Raw genomic sequence first — 19,762 nt, forward strand, 5'->3', positions numbered from 1 at the left:
TCTTCTCTCCTCAACGGATCGGCTCGTGCACGGTGACGAGCTTGGTTCCATCCGGGAACGTCGCCTCCACCTGCACGTCGTGGATCATCTCTGCAATCCCCTCCATCACCTGGTCGCGGCCGATCACATGGGCGCCTGCTTCCATCAACTCGGCAACCGGGCGGCCGTCGCGGGCGCCTTCGACGACGAAGTCGCTGATCAGCGCGATCGCTTCGGGATAGTTCAGCTTGACGCCGCGCTCCAGCCGCCGCCGCGCCACCATCGCCGCCATGGAAATCAACAGCTTGTCTTTTTCTCTCGGAGTGAGGTTCATCGCTTATCCATCTGCTTCATGCCTAGAACAGGATGATCCTGTTCTACATTAAAGAGTTAGAGCACGATGTCGCCCGAAAACCGCTCACACTTTTCGGCATCATGCTCTGGTTCATAGATTCCAGACTTTCGGCACAGGCGCACCATTGCGCAAGGCGGAAATGACGGGGATCAGGATTTTTCTGAGTGAGAAGCCGTCGGCTGCTGCAAGACGGACGACGAGCTTGCCATTCCAAGCGCTCGCACCGCCCATCGATCCTTCGACGAGCGGCCGGACCTTGCCGAGATAGGCTTCTGAAAGCGGCCCGGCATAAAGCAACGTCGCAAAGGCCACCTGCCCGCCGAGCACGGCCTGCCGCGCCGCCAGCGCCGCCACGCCTTCGGAAAGTCTGAGTTCTTCGGCGTGGATGAGTTGGCTCGAACGGCGGATGCGCCAGCGGTCGCGGAAGAGCCCTGATACCACCGCCTCACCCATAGCCTTGCGGCCGAGCAGCACGGCTTCGACGGCCAGAAATTCGGCGCTCTCGTCAAGATCGACATCCAGCCGGCGGAAAAGTGCGGCCCGGTCGAAGAGGATCGTTTCCTGCGGCAGCCAGTCGACGCGGGCTTGGGCTCCGACCTTGATGCTGGTCGCCACCTCGGCGATGCCGGCCGATGCCTTGTAGATCTTCTCGCAAGCCTGAGTGGTGACGTCGATGCGCGTGCCGGCGCCGGCATCAACGCTCCAATCCATCCGATCGCCGCCCGTCAGCCCGCCGGCGGTATTGATGATGACGGCTTCCATGGAGGCATCGAAGGTATCGGGCAGGCGAATTTTCGCTGCCCCCTCCTGATAGAGTTCACGGATGCGCGTGCGGCCATCGAACAGCTTTGCCGCCAGATGCCCGCGCCCTTCCGCTCTTTGCGGTCTCGTGCCTGCCGCCGCGATCGTCATATCGTCCCTTTCGGTCGCGCCCCTGGTTTTCATTCAAGCGCGCGGATAGCGGAAAGCAAGCAATTCCTATGCCGCCCCGAGCAGGCCTCTGGCGGCGGCGGACGGTTTTCCAGGCGCCGCGCCCTCTGCTGCAAAATGCGGCATCTGCCGGTCAGACAGTCAGATGGCGGCGGGCCTCTGGCGTATCCAGCGTCTCGGCAAGCCCTTCATGCACGATTTCGCCGCGGTCCATGATATAGACGTAGTCGGCAAGCTCGCGGCAGAAATCGAGATACTGCTCGACGAGCAGGATCGCCATGCCTGTGGAGTCGCGCAGATAGCGGATCGCCCGGCCGATATCCTTGATGATCGACGGCTGGATGCCTTCGGTCGGCTCGTCGAGCACGAGAATCCGAGGCCGCGTCACCATGGCTCGCCCGATCGCCAGCTGCTGCTGCTGCCCGCCAGAAAGATCGCCGCCGCGACGTGACAACATCGACTTCAGCACCGGGAAGAGACTGAAGATGTCATCGGGGATGTTGCGGTCGCGGCGGCCAAGCGGAGCAAAGCCGGTTTCGAGATTTTCCTTGACGGTGAGCAGCGGGAAGATTTCACGCCCCTGCGGCACATAGCCGATGCCCTGCTTGGCGCGGGCAAAGGGCGGCAGGCCGTTGAGCTTGGTATCATTGAAGGTGACGGTGCCGGCCGACAGCGGATGCTGGCCGGTAACGGCGCGCAGAAGAGAACTCTTCCCCACGCCGTTACGCCCCAGCACGCAGGTGATCTTGCCCATCTCCGCTTTGATCGAGATGCCGCGCAGCGCCTGAGCGGCGCCGTAGTGGAGGTTTGCGTTTTCGACTGTCAGCATGATGCGACATCCTTGTTTGCCGTGCCGGCGATGCGAGCACCCTCTTCTCCCCCGCGAGGAGAAGTGCCGAGCGCAGCGAGGCGATGAGGGGGCTGAGAAGCAACAGCGACGAGCACCTCGAGCGAAGGCGAAAGGTTATCAGCGGCGTGCCGTGCGGCCCCCGCATCCGACCCTTCGGTCCACCTTCTCCCCGCTGGGGAGAAGAGGGAATATGTCGCTCCCCTTTCAGACCAATCCAGAAACATCGACCGCATCATCACCGCCCCAAATAGTTCTCGATGACCTTCGGATCCGAACTCACAAAGTCGATCGAGCCTTCCGCCAACACCGATCCTTCAGCAAGGCAGGTCACCTTGACGCCGAGGTCTCGGATGAAACCCATGTCATGTTCGACGACGACGACTGACCGGGTTTTGGCGATATCCTTGAGCAGGATCGCAGTTTCCGCCGTCTCCGCATCGGTCATGCCGGCCACCGGCTCGTCGACGAGCAGGAGCTTCGGCTCCTGCGCCAGCAGCATGCCGATCTCCAGCCACTGCTTCTGCCCGTGCGAGAGATTGGCGGCGAATTCGTCGCGGCGATGCGTCAGCCGCACGGTTTCGAGGATTTCCTCGATGCGCGCCTTGTCCTCGCCAGAAAGCCGGTAGAACAGCGTCGAGAACACGCCGCGACGGCGGTTCAGCGCCAGCTCCAGATTGTCCCAGACCGTATGGCTCTCGAACACCGTGGGCTTCTGGAACTTGCGGCCGATGCCGAGCTGGGCGATATCGGCCTCGTCCTTCTTGGTGAGGTCAATCGTGCCGTTGAAGAAAACCTCGCCCTCGTCGGGCCTGGTCTTGCCGGTGATGATATCCATCATCGTCGTCTTGCCGGCGCCGTTCGGGCCGATGATGGCTCTGAGTTCACCGGGTTCGATGACGATCGACAGCGAATTCAGCGCCTTGAAGCCATCGAAGGAAACCGAGACGCCGTTGAGATAAAGTACGCTGTTGGGTTTGACGTCGGGGATCATGGTGCTCACTCCGCTGCCTGTATTTTCGGCTCGATGCCATCTTCCTGCACCGCCGGCGGAGCAGAATTGGAGACCTTCTTCCGCTTTCCGAGATATTGGGCGATCGTGCCGACGACGCCCTTGGGCAGGAACAGCGTGACGGCAACGAAGAGGCCGCCGAGCGCAAACAGCCAGAACTCCGGGAAGAGGCCGGTGAAGATCGTCTTGCCGCCGTTGACGAGGATCGCGCCGATGATCGGGCCGATCAGCGTCGCCCGCCCGCCGACAGCCGTCCAGATGACGACTTCGATCGAATTGGCAGGCGCGAATTCGCCGGGATTGATAATGCCGACCTGCGGCACGTAGAGCGCACCGGCAATACCAGCCATCATCGCCGAGACGACGAAAGTGAAGAGCTTGAAGTGCTCGACGCGGTAACCGAGAAAGCGGGTGCGGCTTTCCGCATCGCGCACGCCGACCAGCACCTTGCCGAACTTCGAGCGCACGATCGCCGAGGCGAGCAGCAGCGACAGAGCAAGGAAGATAGCCGTTGCCGCAAAGAGGACTGCACGCGTACCGTCAGCCTGGACGTTGAAACCGATAATGTCCTTGAAATCGGTAAGGCCGTTATTGCCGCCGAAGCCCATGTCGTTGCGGAAGAAGGCCAGCAGCAGCGCGTAGGTCATCGCCTGGGTGATGATCGAGAGATAGACGCCGTTGACGCGTGAGCGGAAGGCAAACCAGCCGAAGACGAAGGCGAGCAGGCCGGGCACGACGAGCACCATCAGCGCCGCAAACCAGAAATGGTTGAAGCCGTACCAGAACCAGGGCAGATCCTTCCAGTTCAGGAACACCATGAAGTCGGGCAGAACAGGGTCTCCGTAGCTGCCGCGCGTGCCGATCTGGCGCATCAGATACATGCCCATCGCATAGCCGCCGAGCGCAAAAAAGGCCCCGTGGCCGAGCGAGAGGATGCCGCAGAAGCCCCAGACGAGATCAAGCGCCAGCGCCAGCAGCGCATAGGTCAGATACTTGCCGAACAGCGACATGATATAAGTCGGCACGTGTAGCGGATTGGTCGGCCCCGTCATCAGGTTCAGGACCGGCACAAGGACGGCGACCAGAAGCAGGAGGGCGATGGCAATGACGATCTTGCGATCGAGTGATCGGAGAAGGAAGGCCGTTATCATGCTTCCACCGCCCTTCCTTTGAGTGCGAAGAGTCCGCGGGGACGCTTCTGGATGAAGAGAATGATGAGGACGAGCACCAGGATCTTGCCGAGCACGGCACCGGCGAAGGGCTCGAGGAACTTGTTGACGACGCCGAGCGACAGTGCACCGACCAGCGTACCCCAGAGATTGCCGACACCGCCGAAGACGACGACCATGAAGCTGTCGATGATGTAGGATTGACCGAGGTTCGGCGAGACATTGTCGATCTGGCTGAGCGCCACGCCGGCGATGCCGGCAATGCCCGAGCCGAGCGCGAAGGTGAAGGCATCGACCCAGCCGGTGCGGATGCCCATCGACGACGCCATGCGCCGGTTCTGCGTAACGGCACGCATCTGCAGGCCGAAGGCGGACCGCTTGAGCAGCAGAAGCAGCGCTACAAAGACCACCATCGAAAAGACGATGATCCACAGTCGGTTCCAGGTGATGGAGAGCCCGCCGAGATCGAAGACGCCGGACATCCAGGTCGGATTGCGGACCTCGCGGTTGGTCGGGCCGAAGATGCTGCGCACCGCCTGTTGCAGGATGAGCGACACGCCCCAGGTGGCGAGCAGCGTTTCGAGCGGCCGGCCGTAGAGATAACGGATGACGGCGCGCTCGATCACCAGGCCGACGAAGCCGGTAAAGACGAAGGCCGCAGGCACGGCAAAGGCCAGCGAATAATCGGCAAGTTCAGGAAAGGCGGAGGTGATGTATTCCTGCACCACATAGGTGGTGTATGCGCCGATCATCACCATTTCGCCATGCGCCATGTTGATGACGCCCATGACGCCGAAGGTGATGGCAAGGCCGATCGCGGCAAGCAGCAGCACCGAGCCGAGAGACAATCCGTACCAGATGTTCTGGACGATATCCCACAGCGCCAGGCTGCGATTGATGGAGCTGATATCCGCCTGGATCGCCGGCTTCAGGTCGTCAGGCGCGGTTTCGAGTGTGGTCGTGAGGATGGTCAGCGCATCGCGATTGCCGCGCGCCGCGATCGTATCGATCGCAGCCTTCTTGTCTTCGACGCTCGCATCCGTCTTGAGCAGCAACACTGCGCGGGCCGCTTCCATCGTATTCTTGATCTCAGCGTCCTTTTCGGCCGCAAGCGCCGAGTTCAGCAGGTCGAGATTGGCGGGATCGGCATCTTTCAGAAGGCCCTGCGCTGCGGCAAGCCGCGCGGAACGGTCCGGGCTCATCAGCGTCAACTGGCTGGTGGCGGCGCCGATGACGCCGCGAAGCGCGTTATTGATCTTGACCTTCGTCATCAGATCCGGATCGACATCGGCAGCGGCTTCGCCGGTGATCGGATCGGAATAAGTCGGTTCGTCATCGGTACCGCCCTGGAGAAGAACGGGTCCGCCATCGGAATTGACGTAGAGAAGGCCGTCGCTCAACTGCTGCAGGATCTGGCTGACATGCTGGTCCTTGGAAGCGACCAGCGCTTTGATGGCCGCTTCTCGTTCCGGGAAGTCGCCGACGCCGAGCGCGTCGATAAGCACGCGGATATCGTCCTGGGCCTGGACTTCGCTCGAGATTATCACGCCCGAAAATGTCAGGCCCGAAAATGTCAGGCAAACCGTGATGAGGAAAATCTTTATGGCGCGATACATCGGCTTTCTCGCCCTTGATAGTGTTGGCCTCGCGGCGCAATCGCTGGGACGGAGCTTCCGCCCGGGATCAAACCCGGACGGAATCCTTCAGGCAATCATCGGATCGGGGTCGTACTCAGGAGCCCTTGCCACCGCACTTGCCCGTAGCGACGTTGAAGTTGCCGCAGGACATCGGCTTGCGCCAATCGGAGATCAGATCCTTGGAGTCAGGCAGGAAATCTGACCATTCGTCGCCGACGACGGCAGGTGTCTGCTGGACGATTTCGAACTGGCCGTCGGCCTGGATTTCACCGATCAGCACCGGCTTGGTGATGTGGTGGTTCGGCATGACGGTCGCATAACCGCCGGAGAGGTTCGGAACGCTGACGCCGATGATGGTGTCGAGAACCTTGTCGGTATCGGTCGTGCCGGCAGCCTGGACGGCCTTAACCCATGCATTGAAGCCGATATACGCAGCTTCCATCGGGTCGTTCGTCACGCGCTTGTCGTTCTTGGTGAAAGCGTGCCAGTCCTTGATGAACTTCTTGTTGGCAGGGCTTTCGACCGACTCGAAATAGTTCCAGGCAGCGAGATGGCCGACCAGCGGCTTGGTGTCGAGGCCGGCAAGCTCTTCTTCGCCAACCGAGAAGGCGACGACGGGGATGTCGGTTGCCTTGATGCCCTTGTTGCCCAGTTCCTTGTAGAACGGAACGTTGGCATCGCCGTTGATCGTAGAGACGACGGCGGTCTTCTTGCCGGCCGAACCGAATTCCTTGATCTTGGAAACTTCGGTCTGCCAATCGGAGAAGCCGAACGGCGTGTAGTTGGTCATGATGTCTTCTTTCGGAATACCCTTCGAAATCAGGTATGCCTCGAGAATCTTGTTGGTCGTGCGCGGATAAACGTAGTCCGTACCTTCGAGAACGAAGCGCTTGACGCCTTCTTTTTCCATCAGGTAGTCGACGGCAGGAATGGCCTGCTGGTTCGGAGCAGCACCGGTGTAGAAGATGTTGCGCGAGGACTCTTCGCCTTCATACTGGACCGGGTAGAAGAGGATCGAGTTGGTCTCTTCGAAAACCGGCAGAACGGACTTGCGCGACGAGGACGTCCAGCAACCGAAGACGGCGGCAACCTTGTCCTTCTGGATCAGCTCACGTGCCTTTTCGGCAAACAGCGGCCAGTCGGAAGCCGGGTCGACGACGACGGCCTCGAGCTTCTTGCCGAGAAGGCCGCCCTTCTTGTTCTGCTCGTCGATGAGCATCAGCATGGCGTCCTTGAGCGTCGTCTCGGAGATGGCCATGGTGCCGGAGAGCGAGTGCAGAATGCCGACCTTGATCGTGTCATCGGCGGCAACTGCACCGCCGAAGGCGGCCGACGCCGCCATGACGGCGCCGAGCGCTGCGCCCGTAATAGTGGATTTGAGATTCATCTGGTTGAACTCCCCTCTTCTTGTTCCGCAACAGACCGGAAACGGAGATTAACTGTTGCTTAAAGAACTATCGGGTGCTGCTGCGCGAAAACACATACGTCGATTGACGTAGGCGCGGGGGGCAAACAGGCAGCAGGCCGGAAGAGGTGGCATCCCCACCGCGGGAGATGCCTTGTCGATCCTCTCGGAGGAATTATCCGTCGATCGTCAAGACGATAGCCGTCGGACCGTAAGAGAGGCTCGCCCTATGGCCTGCGACGGTCAGCTTTTCGAAGGCGCCAGTCACGGCGCTCGCCTTCAGGATCTCGATCTTCGTTCCAGGCGTCGGGACAAAACCGTCGGCAAGCGTCACATCGAGCTCGCCGGCCAGCACCGCCTTGCCATGGACGATCAGCGTACCCTCGCCGTTCACGCCGAGCCTCTGCTTCATCACGGCCGTGGCAAGCTGCTGATAGTCGCCGCCGATGGTCACGGGCTTGTCCGCTGCCAGAACGAGCGAACCGCGGTCAGCCGTCAGGCCGCCGGTACCGAAGGCCGACGGCGAGAGGGCCACCAGCGCGCCCTCTTCCAGCACGGTACCGCCGGCATAGCTGTTGGCGCCCGACAGCCCGAGGATGCCTTCGCCGCGCTTCACCAGCCTGCCCTTGCCGGTGATGTCGTTCCGCCAGGTGTCGATCGCATTGAAACCGCCCTTTGCCGCGTCCATCGTCACGGTCACGTCCTGCTCGAACGCACCATAACCGTCGGCCGCGGCAAAGAGGTTGAGACGGCCGTAACCTTCCGCATCGTCGAGGAGCGGATAGCCGGAGGCGACTTCCGTTGTCTTCAGCACGTCGCGGCGCTGCTCGCCGCCCAGATAGGGCAGACGCGTTTCGAGAAGCGCTTCGGCGCCCTGCGGCACGCGCGCCGGCTGATCGGTCGCATGGATCGTCGGCAGGCCGTAGCTCAAGCGCTGCAGCACGTAAGCGCGATTGGCGTCATGATCGGCGAAACGATCTGTAGCCAGCGGTGCCGCATGGGCAGCGACTTCGAGCGCGCCCGCATCCGCAACGCCTGATTTGGCGATAAGCCATGACTGCGCTTGGCTGTAAGCGTCGTTCTTCAGCGCGGCATTATCGGGCTTATTCAGATTGTAGACGACCGTAGCCGTGCCGAGCATCCGGCCGCCCATCACGTCGAGAGGAGAATGCATGCCGGCGAGGATGCGGTCTTCACCCAGTTCGCTGGCGCGCGTGATCATTTCCTGAAAGCGCTGCGGCACGAGATAGGCCATGGCCAGCGCATCCCGCCAGGCTTCCGCCGTATGCCCGCTCGGGAAACCGCCGTCCTCGACCGGCTTGCCGCTCTTGGCGGGCTCCAGCGTCGGGACGACCGACACGTCCTGGCTCCAGCGGTAGGGACGGCCATACTTGAAATAGCGCTTGGCCGGCTCCGTCGAGCCATCACCGCTTGCGGCGTTGATGAAGTCGATTGCAAGGCCCATGTCGGGGTTGGCATCGGTCTTGTTTTCCGCGTCCGGCTTGCTGCCGGCGCCGCGATTGTTGCCCTTGTCGTCATATTTGACCGTCGTCGCGTCGGCCGCCACCTCGGTGATCGTGGTGATCTGCTTCGAGCCGGCCTTCCAGGCATCTGTCAGCGGACCGAGGCCATCGACGATGCTGGCATTCTTGCCGCGCCGATCGTCGAGATAGGCGGCCACCGCCTGATCGGCAGTCCGCGCCCGCGTCGCTTTGACGACATAGGCGATGTTGGCGTCATGGACGGCCTGGTTGACGATATGGCCGTCGGTCTTGCTAGAAGGAATGCCGTCCCAATCCGTCTTGGCGACCGCCGGGCAATTATCCTTGGCCGGGGCTTCGACACCCGCATCGACGAAAGGCGTGCGCGGGGTCCAGATTTCGAGGAAGCCGGAGAGAAGATGAACGGCGGCGTTGCTGTCCACCGTCGAGAAGCAGGCGTCACCACGCTTGTTGGTGTTTCCGGCCTGCGCATAAGGCGCTTTCGCCGCCGTGGTCTGCTCGGCGCTGGCAAGCGATGGCACGATCGAAAGAAGGCAGACGAGGGCGGTGCTCAGGCGGCAAAGGCTTAAAGCAGACATGGCGATACCCGAAATGATTGAACGAACGCCGGGAGAGTTAGAGCCCTTATGTGACAGATCAATTGCAAAAATATTGCCATTCTGTGAACCAGTCGGTGCCCGCCTCTTGCCTTTCCCAACCATCCCGCCAAAACTGCCGGAGAGACGATGAGCCCAACCGGAATGCCGGAAAGGAAGACATGGCAGCGCGCCAACGCATCATTCCGGTGAGACGCGAATATAATCGCTGGGTCGCCAACCAGACGCTGGAAGATTACGCGTTGCGCTTCACCGCAAAGAGCGCTCGCCATTTCTCCTCGCAGCGCATCTCGCAGACGGCGATCGGCGCGATCTCCTTTCTGGCGCTGGAGGCGATCGGCGGGGCGATCACTCTCTCCTACGGCACCACCAACGCCTTTTACGCCATTATCGTCGCCTCGGCCGCCATGCTGGCGATCGGCCTGCCGATCAGCCGCTACGCCATCCGCCACGGCGTCGACATCGATCTTCTGACGCGTGGCGCAGGCTTCGGCTATATCGGCTCGACCATCACCTCGCTGATCTATGCGAGCTTCACCTTCATGCTGTTTGCGATCGAGGCATCGATCATGTCCGGGGCGCTGGAGCTCACCCTCGGCATCCCGCTCTGGATCGGCTACATCATCAGCGCCGTCATGGTGATCCCGCTGGTGACGCACGGCGTGCGGCTGATCAGCAAGTTCCAGCTGATGACCCAGCCCTTCTGGATCGTGCTGAATATCCTTCCCTTCATCTTCATCGCCTTGTTGGACTGGGAAAAGTTCGATCTCTGGCGCGCCTTCGCCGGCATCCGCCATGCCTCCGGCCCGCCCGGCACCATCGCCGAATTCGATCTGGTGGAGTTCGGCGCCGCCTCCGCCGTCATCCTGGCGCTGATGTCGCAGATCGGCGAACAGGCCGACTTCCTGCGCTTCCTGCCGCCGGACCCGCAGCGCAAGTGGCGCCACCGCTTGGCGATCTTTCTCGCCGGGCCCGGCTGGGTCATCATCGGCGCGCCGAAGCTGCTTGCCGGTTCATTTCTGGTCGTGCTGACCTTCACCTCGGGCGTCCCCCTCGATCGCGCCGCCGACCCGGCGCAGATGTATCTGACTGCCTTCGGCTACATGGTCCCCTGGCATAATGCCGCGCTGCTGTTGATGGCCGCCTTCGTCGTCGTCTCGCAGCTGAAGATCAACGTGATGAATGCCTATGCCGGTTCGCTCGCCTGGTCGAACTTCTTCTCGCGGCTGACCCACAGCCATCCCGGCCGCGTCATCTGGCTGGTCTTCAACGTCGCGATCGCCCTGCTTTTGATGGAACTCGGCATCTACCGGCTGCTGGAGGAAACGCTCGGCATCTTCTCGATCATCGCTATGGCCTGGCTCTGCACGATCTCCGCCGATCTCTTCATCAACAAGCCGCTTGGCCTTGCTCCCCCCGGCATCGAGTTCAAGCGCGCCCATCTCTACGACATCAACCCCGTCGGCCTCGGCGCCATGACGTTGTCGGCGGCCGTGTCGCTGATCGCTCATTTCGGCGCCTTCGGCGATATTGCCGCCTCGCTCGCGCCCTATATCACCCTCGTCGTCGCATTGATCGCCTCGCCTGTCATCGCCTGGGCGACCAAAGGCAAGTTCTATCTCGCCCGCAAGCCGCGCCACAGCTGGAAGAACCTGACGAGCATCACCTGCTCGGTCTGCGAACATCCCTTCGAACCGGAGGACATGGCCTGGTGTCCGGCCTATGCCGCGCCGATCTGCTCGCTCTGCTGTTCGCTCGACAGCCGCTGCCACGACATGTGCAAGCCGGCCGCCCGTTTCAACGCCCAAGTCGGCACCGTCGCCAAGGTGCTGCTGCCTCAGACCATCATCGAGAAGCTGACGACACGCCTCGGCCGCTACGGCATCGCCGTCGTGCTGGCATTGACCGCCATCGGCGCTATCCTGGCGATGATCGCCCATCAGGTCGCCGCCGCTTCGCCTGAAACGGCCGAGGTCGTCAACCGCACCATCCTCATCGTCTTCTTCGTCTTCTCGGTGATATCAGGCGTCGTCTGCTGGTTCTATGTGCTTGCCCATGACAGTCGCGTCGTCGCCGAGGAGGAATCCTCGCGCCAGAACACGCTGCTGCTCAAGGAAATCGCCGCCCACAAGAAGACCGACGCCGCCTTGCAGAACGCCAAGGAAACCGCCGAGGCCGCCAACCGGGCAAAGAGCCGCTATGTCGTCGGCTTGAGCCACGAGTTGCGCACACCGCTGAACGCCGTGCTCGGCTACGCCCAGATCCTCGAGCGCGACGAAACGATCCCGACGCCGCGCCAGTCTTCGATCAAGGTCATCCGCCGCAGCGCCGAACATCTCTCCGGCCTGATCGACGGCCTGCTCGATATCTCGAAGATCGAGGCCGGCCGCCTGCAGGTCTATTCGAACGAGATCAACATCCAGGATTTCCTCGACCAGATCGTCGATATGTTCCGCCCGCAGGCGCAGGCGAAGGGGCTCGTCTTCATCCATGAGCGCTCGCCGGCGTTGCCGCAATTCGTCCGCACCGACGAAAAGCGCCTGCGCCAGATCCTCGTCAACCTGCTCTCCAATGCCATCAAATTCACTGACGAAGGCAGCGTCACCTTCGATGTCGGCTATCGCAGCCAGGTCGCGACCTTCACCGTTGCCGATACCGGCCGAGGCATCACGGAGAAAGACCTCCCCCGCATCTACGAACCTTTCCAACGCGGTGAGGCCGAAAGCGTGCGGCCAATGCCAGGGCTTGGCCTCGGCCTCACGATCACCCGGCTTCTGACCAACACGCTGGGTGGCGAGATTTCGGTTTCGAGCGTGAAGGACGAAGGCTCGACCTTCCGCGTCCGGCTGATGCTGTCCGCCGTCATGCGCGCCGTGGCCGCCGCACCGCAGGAAAAGCGCATTGTCAGCTATGACGGCCCGCGTCGGACGGTCGTCGTCGTCGACGATAACGAGGACCATCGCGAGATGATGCGCGAAATCCTGGCGCCGCTCGATTTCATCGTGCTGACGGCAGCGAGCGGCGGCGAATGCCTGACGCTGATCGAGGGCATTATGCCGGACCTCTTCCTTGTCGATATCCTGATGCCCGGCATGAACGGCTGGCAGCTCGTCTCGCGTCTGCGTGAGGCCGGCCAGACGGCGACAGTGCTGATGCTCTCGGCCAATATCGGTGACGCGGCTGTTCTCAGCGACAGCGACGACAGCCACAATGATGCAATCGGCAAGCCGGTCGACATCCGCCAACTCCGTGACAAGCTCGCCCTGCATCTTGGCCTGAAATGGATCTATGCCGATGCCGCGCCAGCCGTTCCCGTTAAGATCGAAGCGCCGATGCTGAGCCCCGGTGCTGCCCATGTGCAGGAACTGCTGCGGCTCGGCGAGATCGGCTATATCAGAGGCATCGAAGCCAAGCTTTCGGACCTTGCCAAGGTGGAGGCAAATCAGCCATTCACAGAGGAACTTCGCGCCTATGTCGCCGCCTTCGACCTCGCCGGCTTCATGACCTTCCTGCACGACTTCGACGAAAAGGTGGAATCCATTGGCTGAGCCGGCCTCCCTCCCCCGCGACATCGTTCTGCTCGTCGACGACTCGGCCGAAGCACTCGGCTTCTTGACCGACGCACTCGAACAATCCGGCTTCTCCGTGCTGATCGCCACGTCGGGCACGGCGGCACTTGGTATCGTCGAGCGCATCACGCCCGATCTCATCCTGCTCGACGCGGTGATGCCGAGCATGGACGGCTTCGAGACCTGCCGTCGGCTGAAGGCGAACGCCGCGGCGGCGCAGGTACCTGTCATCTTCATGACCGGTCTGACCGAGACCGAGCATGTCGTGCACGCGCTGGAATCGGGCGGCGTCGATTATCTCAGCAAGCCGATCAACATCGACGAACTGCGCGCCCGCATCCGTGTCCATCTGCGCAACGCTCGCTCAGCCCAAAGCGCCCGCATCGCGCTGGACGCGGCCGGCCGCCATCTGCTGGCAGTCAAGGGCGACGGCGCCATTCACTGGTCAACGCCGCAGGCGACACGGCTGGTCAATGCCGCCATGGGCAGCGACGACGGTATGGAAATCGTCGTCCGCCATATCGCCGGCTGGATGCGCGACCGCGTCGCGGCCGTGCGCGATGGCATCATCTCGATCGCCCATGCTGGCCAGGCGGCGCTGCAGCTCGCCTTCCTCGGCGCAATCGGCCCTGACGAATATCTCTTCCGCCTCACTGCCGCCAATCAGCGCAGCGACGACGAGGTGCTGCGCCAGCGCTTTTCGCTTACCCAGCGCGAATCCGAAGTGTTGCTCTGGATCGCCAAGGGCAAGGCCAACCGCGACATCGGCGAAATATTGGGACTGTCGGCGCGGACGGTAAACAAGCACCTCGAACAGATTTACGTGAAGCTCGGCGTCGAGAACCGGGCCTCGGCCGCCGTGAAAGCCACGCATGTACTGTACGAGATGTAAGATGGTGTTCGAGGCTAGAACAGGATGATTTTAGGCCTGTTCGGCCTAAAATCTGAATCCTGTTCTAAATTAAATAGTTAGGGCATGATGTCGTCCGAAAACCGCTCACACTTTTCGGCATCATGCTCTAGGCGCTAAACCACCCGATCCGGCGCATCCCTGCCGTCGAAAAACGCCGTCACGTTGTCAACCACCTTCATGCCCATGGCGGTCCGCGTCTCTTCCGTAGCGCTGCCGAGATGCGGCAGCACCATGACGTTCTCCATCCGCCGCAGTGCCTCCGGCACATCAGGTTCCGCCTCGTAGACGTCAAGCCCGGCGCCGCGGATTGTGCCCGCCTTGAGCGCTGCAATCAGCGCCGCCTCATCCACCACGTCGCCACGCGCCGTATTGATGAGAAAGGCCCCCGGCTTCATCGCCGCAAGCCGTGCCGCATTCATCAGGTGTCGGTTCTCTGCTCCACCAGGGCAATGCAGCGAGACGAAATCGGCCACCGCCAGCACGGCCTCGATCGTCGGCAGCTGCCGCGCGCCGTAACGCGCCGCCTCCGCCGGATCGATCGGCGAACGGTTGAAGAACACCACATCCATGCCGAAGCCGAAATGGCAGCGTTGCGCGAAGGCCTTGCCGATTCGGCCGAAACCGATGATGCCGACCGTCTTGCCGGTCACCTTGGTGCCGACCATATGCGTCGGGCACCAGCCCTTCCATGCACCAGCGCGTACTTGCCGCTCGCCCTCACCGCCGCGCCGGGCAACGGAGAGCAGCAGCAGCATGGCGATATCGGCCGTGCAGTCGGTCAGCACGCCCGGCGTGTTTGTGACCGCAATGCCTCTCTCCTTGGCAGCTGATATATCGATGTGATTGTAGCCAACGCCGAAATTGCCGAGGATCTTGGTGACGACAGGGGCGCCGTCGAAGACGGCGGCGGGCAACCGATCGGAAACCGTCGGCAATACGGCATCATAGGTCGAGAGCGCCAGCCGCAGCTCGTCTTCGCCGAGCGGAATATCGTCACGATTGAACGTCACATTGAAACGCGCGGCAAGGACAGTTTCCACCGTGGCTGGCCAGCGCCGGGTGACGAGAATGCGGGGTTTGGACATGGAGGGTTCCGCTCAATGCTTCAAAACGATGCCAAGAGTTAGACCAGCCAGGCGAAAATTGAAACGTCCGCAAAAAGAAAGAAGCCCGGTCGGAACCGGGCTTCGATAATCATATCCCATAAAGGGGAGCGAGGCTTACATGCCCTGCGGGAAGTAGCTGTACTTGCCGTCCGGACCCTTCTTCCATTCGTACATGATGTAGCCAGGAATCTTCGGGTCGCCCTTTTCGTCGAACGAAATGTCGCCGAGAACGGTCGGGAACGGGCCCTTTTCCTTCATGGCCTTGGCAACGGCCTCAGGATCCAGCGAACCGGCAGCCTTGGCGGCCCCGGCAATCGTCTGCATCGCAGCGTAGGAATAGAGCGTGTAGGCTTCCGGATTGAAACCAGCGGCCTTGAACTTTTCGACGAGTTCCTTGTTCGCAGGATTCGCCGTCGGATCGGGGCCGAAGGTGTTCAGAGTACCGGCGACGGCGTCGCCAGCAATCGAGGCCAGTTCGTTCGAAACGATACCGTCGCCCGAAACCAGCGTCGCCTTCAGGCCCTGGTCAGCCGCCTGGCGGATGATGAGACCGGCTTCGGTGTGCAGACCACCCCAATAGATGATCGAGACGCCGGCTTCCTTCATCTTGGCGATGAGGGCCGAGAAGTCCTTGTCGCCGACATTGATGCCTTCGTAAATGACTTCCGTGACGCCGGCGGCGTTCATAGCCTTCTTGGTTTCGTCGGCAAGGCCCTGACCGTAGGGGGTCTTGTCGTGAACGACAGCGATCTTGGCGTCCTTGAAGTGATCGGCAAGATATTTGCCGGCGATGGCACCCTGCTGGTCGTCACGGCCGCAGGTGCGGAACGTGTTCCAGAGGCCCCGTTCCGTGAAGGTCGGGTTCGTCGCGGCCGGGGTGATTTCGAGGATGCCGTTTTCGGCATAGACTTCCGAAGCTGGGATCGAAACGCCCGAGTTGAAGTGGCCGATGACGAACTTGACGCCGTCAGCAGCGAACTTGTTGGCGACCGAAATGCCCTGCTTCGGGTCGGAGACGTCGTCGCCGAGTTCGATCTTGATCTGCTCGCCGTTGATGCCGCCAGCCGCGTTGATGTCGGCGGCTGCCTGTTCAGCACCCTTCTGGAGCTGAGCGCCGAACGCGGCGTTCGGGCCAGTCAGCGGACCAGCGACAGCGATGAGAACGTCGGCCCACGCGTTGCCGCTGAAGGCGACCATCGCCGTCAGAGCCACTGCCGACAGAAGAGACTTCTTCATATTATTACTCCCAATTTTTGGGCGGGTTCCGGTCCAAGGCCCAGCGCACTACCCACCATTGACTGCGCCAGGAAAGCTGTTCCACTCGGAAGGCAATTCATGCCTAGTTTCAACGGACTGTCAATGTTTGTCCTTCCACGAAAACGCGGAAGTTTTTTCGTACAGCCAGTAATAGTTGTTAACCATCTGATTGGTGCGGCGGTAGCGGAAGCCGGCCGTAGAGAACACCAGCAGCGTCACGAAGTCGAGGATATAGTAGAAGGCGTTGAGCATCGGACCATTGAACAGGGCATGATGCAGGAACTGCATCGCCCAGGCGAGCAGGAATGTATAGACGATGACCAACGGATAGTCGGCCCAGCCTTCGGCAACCGCTTTGCCGGCGCGCCAAGCCGTCCAGAAGCCTAAGAGCAAGACGATGACACGGATCGCCACAAGGGGGCCGGCATCCGCTTCGAAGAAAAGTCCCTGCATGTCAAACTCTCCTTTCGACCTAGTGTCTTCCGCCTTCGAGATAGGCGGCGCGGACCTCGGGATTGGCAAGAAGCTCCTTGCCGGAGCCGCTCATCGTCACCTTGCCGTTCACCATCACGTAGGCGCGGTGAGAAAGCCTGAGGGCGGCGAACGCGTTCTGCTCGACGAGGAAAACGGTCAGCCCCTCCGCCTCGTTGAGCTTCTTGATCGCCTCGAAGATGCCCTTGACGATCAGCGGCGCAAGACCGAGCGAGGGTTCGTCGAGAAGCAGCAACTTCGGGCGCGCCATCAGCGCGCGGCCGATCGACAGCATCTGCTGCTCACCGCCCGAAAGTGTTCCGCCCCGCTGGGCATGACGTTCCTTGAGACGCGGGAAGAGCGTGAAGATCTTCTCGACGTCTTCGGCGAAGTGTTTCAGATTGTCGAGGCCTGCGCCCATCTGAAGATTTTCCAGAACCGTCATGCGCGGGAAGATGCGGCGGCCTTCCGGCGACTGTGCAATGCGTAGACGGGCGATTTCATGCGTCGGCATGCGGGTGATGTCGCGGCCCTCGAAGACCACCGAACCGGTGCGGGCCTGCGGGCTGCCGCAGATCGTCATCATCAGTGTCGACTTGCCGGCGCCATTGGCGCCGATCAGGCTGACGATCTCGCCCTTGTTGACGTGGACATCGACGCCGGCCAGCGCCCGGATATTGCCATAATAGGTTTCGACGCTATTCACCTGAAGGAGCGGTTGACCCGTCATTACTTCATCGCCCATCAGTTTGCGCCTCCTTCGAGCTGCTCGACGGCTGCGATCACCTCTTCCACTTCTTCATCCTCGACACCGAGATAGGCCGCGATGACCCTCGGATCGTTCTTCACGTGATCCGGCGTGCCATCGGAAATCTTCTGACCATATTCGAGGACGACGACGTGGTCGGAGATTTCCATGACCACCGACATGTCGTGCTCGATCAGCAGGATCGACGTTCCTGTTTCGGCGCGAATGCTCTTCAGCAGCGCGTTGAGCGTTGCCGATTCCCGTGGGTTGAGGCCGGCAGCCGGTTCATCCAGGCAAAGCAGCTCCGGACCGGTGCACATGGCGCGGGCAATTTCGAGACGCCGCTGGGCGCCATAGGGCAGATCGCCGGCGGGGTCGTCGGCGCGGTCGATCAGGTCGGCCTTCTCGAGCCAGAAACGGGCGAGCTCGATTGCAGCGGCCGCTTCCCGCCTATAGGGGCCGACACCGATAAGGCCGAGGATCGTATAACCCGATGCCTTCATCAGCTTGTTGTGCTGGGCAACCAGCAGGTTTTCGAGAACGGTCAGGCCGGAGAACAGCCGGATGTTCTGGAAGGTACGCGCAACCTTGGCTTCCCTGGTGATGCGAAAGTCCGGCAGGCGCTCCAGCAGATATTGCTTGCCGCTCTTCTGGTTGAACGTGATCATGCCCATCGTCGGCTTGTAGAAGCCGGTGATGCAGTTGAAGACGGTGGTCTTGCCGGCGCCGTTCGGCCCGATCAGCGCGGTGATATCGCCGCGCTTGGCTTCGAAGGAGAAGTCGTTGATGGCCATCAGGCCGCCGAACTTCATCGACAGGTGTTCGACCTTGAGAAGAGTGTCGTCAGACATCGTATTCGTTACGGGGCTCATCAACCATGGCCCTCCTTGATGAAGCTTCCGGATATCGCCTTGCGCTCTCTGAGGAAGGCTGTCGGCTCACGCGAGCCGACGAAGCCGCGCGGCTTGAACAGCATGACGACGACCATGGCGAGGCCGAAGATCAACATGCGGTAGAGTTCCGGCGTAAAATCGGGTCCGAAGATCAATTTTAGGAAGTCCATGCTGCGCAACAACTCGGTGCCGCCGACCATGACGATGGCGGCGATCGCGATGCCGGTCAGCGAACCCATGCCGCCGAGAACGACGATGGCGAGAATGACGGCCGATTCCAGGAAGACGAAGGATTCCGGCGAAACGAAGCCCTGGCGGGCGGCGAAGAACGAGCCGGCGAAACCGGCAAACATCGCGCCCGTCGCAAAGGCGGTGAGCTTGGTCGTCACCGTATTGATGCCGAGCGAACGGCAGGCGATCTCGTCTTCGCGCAAGGCTTCCCAGGCGCGTCCGATCGGCATGCGGCGCAGCCGGATGGTGACATAGGCCGTCAGCATGCAGAGCGCCAGGATCAGATAAAAGAGGAAGATCTTGTAATAGGCCGAGGAGATCGGCAGGTGAAAGAGCTTGGCAAAGCCGCCGGCCGTCGCATCGAAGGGAATGCCGAAGAGTGTTGCCTTCGGGATGCTCGAGATACCGAAGGTGCCTTTCGTCACTTCAGTCCAGTTGATGAGGACGAGGCGAATGATTTCACCGAAGGCAAGCGTCACGATGGCGAGGTAATCGCCGCGCAGGCGCAGCACCGGGAAGCCGAGAATGACGCCCCAGAGTGCCGCGAAGATGCCCGAAAGCGGCAGCAGCACCCAGAAGGACAGGCCGAAATAGCTCGAAAGCAGCGCGTAGGAATAAGCGCCTACGGCATAGAAGGCGACATAGCCGAGGTCGAGCAGGCCGGCGAGGCCGACGACGATGTTCAGCCCCCAAGCCAGCATCACATAGATCAGGATCTGGATGCCGAAATTGTCGACATATGTCAGCGAGCCCTGAGGGCCTTTGAACGCCACCACCACCATGGGATAAAGCAGCAGCGCGATCAGCGCGATCTTCAGGAAATGCCGGTGGAAGAAGCTCTTCTCGGTTGAGATGTCGAGTTCGCCCTGTCTCGCCTTCGCCAGCTTGCGGTTGTCGAGATGCGGCCGCAGGAAAACCACCGTCGCGAAGCGGCCGATGGCGGCGACCGCGACGAAGATCGCAAGCAGGCCCCAGCGCTGGACAATGATCAGCTCGTTGCTGATGTTCTGGTCGGTCTTGAGGCCGACATAGAGAACGAACATGCCGAACGACAGGACGGCGGCGAAAAGAGCTTCGGTAAGGCCTTTGCGGACAAGTCCGGCATCGGGCTTGCCTGCAGAATTTTCGATGTTTGCCATGAC

At 61.4% G+C, this 19,762-nt stretch carries 16 protein-coding genes; 2 read left to right on the forward strand and 14 right to left on the reverse strand.

What is annotated here, in order from left to right; all coding sequences use genetic code 11:
- Window positions 1-10: 10 nt before the first annotated feature.
- From AC1ECN_RS11985 to AC1ECN_RS12020, 8 genes are all read right to left on the reverse strand, one after another.
- Complete coding sequence (locus AC1ECN_RS11985; protein WP_003561955.1) at window positions 11-313, reverse strand: urease subunit gamma; 303 nt, start codon at window positions 311-313, stop codon at window positions 11-13.
- A 111-nt stretch (window positions 314-424) separates the two neighbouring features.
- Complete coding sequence (locus AC1ECN_RS11990; protein WP_020051339.1) at window positions 425-1,246, reverse strand: urease accessory protein UreD; 822 nt, start codon at window positions 1,244-1,246, stop codon at window positions 425-427.
- 151 nt (window positions 1,247-1,397) lie between these two features.
- Window positions 1,398-2,093, reverse strand: coding sequence for an urea ABC transporter ATP-binding subunit UrtE (gene urtE, locus AC1ECN_RS11995; RefSeq protein ID WP_003542323.1), 696 nt, complete (start codon window positions 2,091-2,093; stop codon window positions 1,398-1,400).
- Window positions 2,094-2,349: 256 nt separating this feature from the next.
- Entirely contained in the window at window positions 2,350-3,105 is a 756-nt protein-coding gene (urtD, locus tag AC1ECN_RS12000; RefSeq protein ID WP_020397630.1) for an urea ABC transporter ATP-binding protein UrtD, read from the reverse strand.
- A 5-nt stretch (window positions 3,106-3,110) separates the two neighbouring features.
- Window positions 3,111-4,274 (reverse strand): urea ABC transporter permease subunit UrtC, encoded by a 1,164-nt coding sequence (gene urtC / locus AC1ECN_RS12005; protein ID WP_018073720.1) that lies wholly within the window; start codon window positions 4,272-4,274, stop codon window positions 3,111-3,113.
- On the reverse strand, window positions 4,271-5,908 hold the full coding sequence (gene urtB, locus AC1ECN_RS12010; protein ID WP_130672999.1) for an urea ABC transporter permease subunit UrtB: 1,638 nt from the start codon (window positions 5,906-5,908) through the stop codon (window positions 4,271-4,273). Before urtB ends, urtC begins: the two co-directional genes overlap by 4 nt.
- Window positions 5,909-6,023: 115 nt before the next feature.
- Complete coding sequence (gene urtA / locus AC1ECN_RS12015) at window positions 6,024-7,316, reverse strand: urea ABC transporter substrate-binding protein (protein ID WP_018073718.1); 1,293 nt, start codon at window positions 7,314-7,316, stop codon at window positions 6,024-6,026.
- Window positions 7,317-7,509: 193 nt separating this feature from the next.
- Window positions 7,510-9,414: an acid phosphatase gene (locus tag AC1ECN_RS12020; protein ID WP_024319376.1), complete on the reverse strand. Its 1,905-nt coding sequence runs from the start codon at window positions 9,412-9,414 to the stop codon at window positions 7,510-7,512.
- A 179-nt stretch (window positions 9,415-9,593) separates the two neighbouring features.
- Between AC1ECN_RS12020 and AC1ECN_RS12025 the strand changes: the two genes are divergently transcribed.
- Both AC1ECN_RS12025 and AC1ECN_RS12030 read left to right on the forward strand, forming a co-directional pair.
- On the forward strand, window positions 9,594-12,980 hold the full coding sequence (locus AC1ECN_RS12025) for a hybrid sensor histidine kinase/response regulator (protein ID WP_130662097.1): 3,387 nt from the start codon (window positions 9,594-9,596) through the stop codon (window positions 12,978-12,980).
- Window positions 12,973-13,893 carry a response regulator transcription factor gene (locus AC1ECN_RS12030; protein WP_017965834.1) on the forward strand — a complete coding sequence of 307 codons (921 nt, stop codon included), beginning with the start codon at window positions 12,973-12,975 and terminating at the stop codon, window positions 13,891-13,893. Before AC1ECN_RS12025 ends, AC1ECN_RS12030 begins: the two co-directional genes overlap by 8 nt.
- 134 nt (window positions 13,894-14,027) lie before the next feature.
- On the opposite strand, the gene AC1ECN_RS12035 is transcribed toward AC1ECN_RS12030, so the two are convergent.
- The 6 genes from AC1ECN_RS12035 to livM all read right to left on the reverse strand — a co-directional run bounded on the left by AC1ECN_RS12035 (window position 14,028) and on the right by livM (window position 19,759).
- Window positions 14,028-14,999 carry a 2-hydroxyacid dehydrogenase gene (locus tag AC1ECN_RS12035; protein ID WP_130673000.1) on the reverse strand — a complete coding sequence of 324 codons (972 nt, stop codon included), beginning with the start codon at window positions 14,997-14,999 and terminating at the stop codon, window positions 14,028-14,030.
- A 135-nt stretch (window positions 15,000-15,134) separates the two neighbouring features.
- Window positions 15,135-16,256: a branched-chain amino acid ABC transporter substrate-binding protein gene (locus AC1ECN_RS12040; protein WP_003542332.1), complete on the reverse strand. Its 1,122-nt coding sequence runs from the start codon at window positions 16,254-16,256 to the stop codon at window positions 15,135-15,137.
- A gap of 120 nt (window positions 16,257-16,376) precedes the next feature.
- Window positions 16,377-16,730, reverse strand: coding sequence for a DUF6867 family protein (locus tag AC1ECN_RS12045; protein WP_003561969.1), 354 nt, complete (start codon window positions 16,728-16,730; stop codon window positions 16,377-16,379).
- A gap of 19 nt (window positions 16,731-16,749) precedes the next feature.
- The gene (locus AC1ECN_RS12050) at window positions 16,750-17,493 is read right to left on the reverse strand and encodes an ABC transporter ATP-binding protein (RefSeq protein ID WP_018243304.1); all 744 of its coding nucleotides are present in this window, start codon (window positions 17,491-17,493) and stop codon (window positions 16,750-16,752) included.
- On the reverse strand, window positions 17,493-18,368 hold the full coding sequence (locus tag AC1ECN_RS12055) for an ABC transporter ATP-binding protein (protein ID WP_012758697.1): 876 nt from the start codon (window positions 18,366-18,368) through the stop codon (window positions 17,493-17,495). The genes AC1ECN_RS12050 and AC1ECN_RS12055 overlap by 1 nt, the downstream gene beginning before the upstream one ends.
- Entirely contained in the window at window positions 18,368-19,759 is a 1,392-nt protein-coding gene (gene livM / locus AC1ECN_RS12060) for a high-affinity branched-chain amino acid ABC transporter permease LivM (protein WP_018073713.1), read from the reverse strand. Before livM ends, AC1ECN_RS12055 begins: the two co-directional genes overlap by 1 nt.
- Window positions 19,760-19,762 lie beyond the last annotated feature (3 nt).

The sequence above is a fragment of the Rhizobium sp. 01N447_2 genome (genome assembly GCF_056399245.1).